Annotated in this window: 3 protein-coding genes; 2 read left to right on the forward strand and 1 reads right to left on the reverse strand. The window is 57.5% G+C overall.

What is annotated here, in order from left to right:
* Positions 1-104: 104 nt before the first annotated feature.
* Positions 105-704, reverse strand: a complete 600-nt coding sequence (locus PVW27_RS21250) for a recombinase family protein (RefSeq protein WP_012187123.1) — start codon at positions 702-704, stop codon at positions 105-107.
* A 216-nt stretch (positions 705-920) separates the two neighbouring features.
* Here PVW27_RS21250 and PVW27_RS21255 point away from each other — a divergent pair, with 216 nt between their 5' ends.
* Complete coding sequence (locus PVW27_RS21255; RefSeq protein WP_157865446.1) at positions 921-2,336, forward strand: Mu transposase C-terminal domain-containing protein; 1,416 nt, start codon at positions 921-923, stop codon at positions 2,334-2,336.
* Positions 2,333-3,157 carry an AAA family ATPase gene (locus PVW27_RS21260; RefSeq protein WP_012187125.1) on the forward strand — a complete coding sequence of 275 codons (825 nt, stop codon included), beginning with the start codon at positions 2,333-2,335 and terminating at the stop codon, positions 3,155-3,157. Before PVW27_RS21255 ends, PVW27_RS21260 begins: the two co-directional genes overlap by 4 nt.
* Positions 3,158-3,195 lie beyond the last annotated feature (38 nt).

Below are 3,195 nucleotides of genomic sequence, written 5' to 3' on the forward strand. Positions count from 1 at the left end.
ACCATTTGTTGAACGGTTTGCTGAACCAGACATTGGTGCGCCTGCAGCGAACGGCAAAAAAGTCCCGCGTTGTGTGAGTTCATGTGCAGCGCAGCGATCGGCAGCTATACCGCAGCCGAAGACGCATCGGCGCTCGGTGTCCGCTGCAAGACCCGATAGACGGTGGGCCTCGATACGTCGAACAGCTCTGCCAGATCGCTGATCGAGTAGTCACCCGTGTCATACATGCGGCGCAATTCTGCCTGACGACGATCCGATAGTTTTGGCTTTTTGCCCTTCAGTCGTCCCTTGGCGCGGGCGATGGCCATACCTTCCTTGGTGCGCATCCTGATCAGATCAGCCTCGAATTCGGCAAATGTGGCGAGGATGTTGAAGAACATCTTACCCATCGGATCGGTCGGGTCATGGACCGATGCGCCCAATGCCAGTTTCACCCCGCGCTTTTCCAGTTCATCAGCGATAGCCCGGGCGTCGGGAACCGACCGCGCCAGCCGGTCCAGTTTCGGCACGACAAGCGTGTCCCCTTCGCGGACTGCTGCGAGTGCCTGGGCCAGACCTGGCCGCTCCCGGTTCGTGCCGGTCAGGCCGTGATCGGTGTAGATCCGGTCTTCCGCGACATCGAGAGCGAGGAGCGCTGTCCGTTGCGCTGCGAGATCCTGTTTGTCGGTCGAGCAGCGGGCATAACCGACGCGGGTTTTGGTCATGATACATCCTTGGGCCAGAATTGGCCGAGCTTCGTCTTGATCGTGATCGTATGTAACGCAAAAGGCCCCTCCAATGATACTATAACCGGACCAGTCAAATGAGAATCGTTTTCCGTTGCAAACACTGGGAGCAGTTCGTTGATAATCCGGCGTCCGGTCACCGATCCCCTTACGGACAGTCTGACTGCGCTGCCCGAAGACCGACGCGCCGAGGCGTTGCGCCGGTTCAACATACTGCGCCAGCACCTGATCGACGAAGTCCCCCTGACGGAAGTTGCCCGTGTCAGTGGTATCCCACTGCGCACGCTGCAAAGGTGGACGTCCCGATATCAGCGCTTTGGGCTTGCCGGACTTGCAAGAGCACCGCGATCTGATGCCGGGCAACGGCGGCTATCATCTGAACTGGTCGAGCTGATTGAAGGGCTGGCCTTACACAAACCCCGTCTCTCTACCGCCGCAATCCACCGGCGCATCATCCCGATTGTAAAATCGCGTGACTGGCCTGTCCCTTCTTATGCCACGATACATTCAATCGTGAATAGTCTTGATCCCGCGCTTGTCACGCTCGCTCATGATGGCGCAGCCGCCTATCGTGACCGGTTCGAAATGATTCATCGTCATCGGGCCGAAAGGCCGAATGCTGTCTGGCAGACAGACCACACACAACTCGATCTAATCATCTTGGATACCAATGGTGCGCCGGTGCGGCCGTGGCTTACCATCGTGCTTGATGATCATTCCCGTGCAGTGGCTGGGTACGCCGTCTTTGTCGGCGCACCTTCTGCTATCCAGACCGCTCTTGCCCTGCGGCAAGCTATCTGGCGAAAGGATACGCCTTCCTGGCCGATTTGTGGCCTGCCGGATGTTTTATACACCGATCACGGCAGCGACTTCACCAGCAAGCACCTTGAGCAGGTCGCAGCTGACCTGCGCATTGAGCTTGTGTTTTCCACGGTTGGCCGGCCACAGGGGCGTGGCAAGATCGAGCGGTTTTTCGGTACCATCAACACTGAGCTGTTGCCTGAGTTACCGGGGGCTTTGTCGAACGGAAAACCAGCCTCCCCGCCACGCCTGTCGCTCGGCGAGTTGGAGGTTGCCGTAAAGACTTTCGTCACCGCAGTGTACAACGCGCGCAAGCATAGCGAAATCGATGTGCCACCTAATGAGGCTTGGCGGGGTGACGGCTGGCTACCTCGTATGCCGAACAGTCTGGAACAGCTCGATCTGCTACTGGTAATGGCCTTAAAAACCCGGCAGGTCCGCCGTGACGGCATTCGGTTTCAGGGCTTGCTCTACACCGATCCCACACTTGCAGCCTATGTCGGCAAAACGGTCAACATCCGCTATGACCCGCGCGACATTACCGAACTGCGCGTGTTCCACCGCGACCGGTTTTTGTGCCGCGCTGTCAGCGCCCATCATGCGCATCACACAATATCACTCAAGGATATCCAACAGGCCCGCACCGCCAGGCGGAAGGCTTTGCGCAACGAGATCACGGTAAAATCCAGACAGATCACCGAGTTTCTTCCCAAACCTGCGCCACCTCCAAGTCGTGAAAAGCAAAATCCCGTATCGCCTGACGCCCCGCGCCAAAAGCTGGTCCTGTATAAAACGGACAAGACGCCATGAGCCGCCAGACTCGCCGGACCGGTACTTTCCTCGTCACCCGCGAACATAAGCGGTTTGTCGAATTCGCGAACGCTGTGCGCCGCAACGCAACCATCGGCTTGTGTCATGGTCGGGCGGGCGTTGGCAAAACCTTGTCAGCCCGCCGCTATGCCAATTGGGACCTGATCGAACCGCTGATAACGACATGGGGTAGGCGTGAAGACTCGGACAAGAAAGTGTATGCAGCCTCGTCCCGCGCCCGTACCTTGTTCTATACACCGCCGGTGGGCGGCAGTATCTCGGCGCTGCGCAAGGACATTCAACCATTTATCATGCGACTATGCGTTTGCATTGACAGCTACGGGAACCCCAAGTGGGCGGAGCGACCTCTAACACCGCTTGGCCTGATAGAGTTGGTAATCATTGACGAAGCCGAACGCCTTACCATGACCGGCCTGGAGTTCCTGCGCGACCAGTTCGATCGCAGTGACGCTGGGCTGATCCTGATCGGTATGCCCGGCATTGAAAAACGGATGTCGCAATACCCGCAACTCTACAGCCGAATAGGTTTTGTGCATGAATACCCACCGCTTTCGAAGGATGAGATGCAATTCGTTTTGCAGCGGCAATGGAGGAAATGGGGCTTTGGCCAGGATGATGCAGATTTCACCGACGACCGTGTTGCTGCTGCCATCATCCGACTGACAGCTGGCAACTTCCGTCTTTTGCAACGCCTGTTCATGCAGATCGAACGCATCGCCCGCATCAACGAAATGGCCGCAATCACCGAAGATGTGGTAGAGGCCGCCGCTCAGACCCTCGTCATCGGAAACGCCAATTAACGCTCAAAAAAGACCGCCAAGTAGCGATCAAGTTCACA

Origin of the sequence: Seohaeicola sp. 4SK31 (assembly GCF_028802875.1) — a bacterium.
Lineage (GTDB): Bacteria > Pseudomonadota > Alphaproteobacteria > Rhodobacterales > Rhodobacteraceae > Seohaeicola.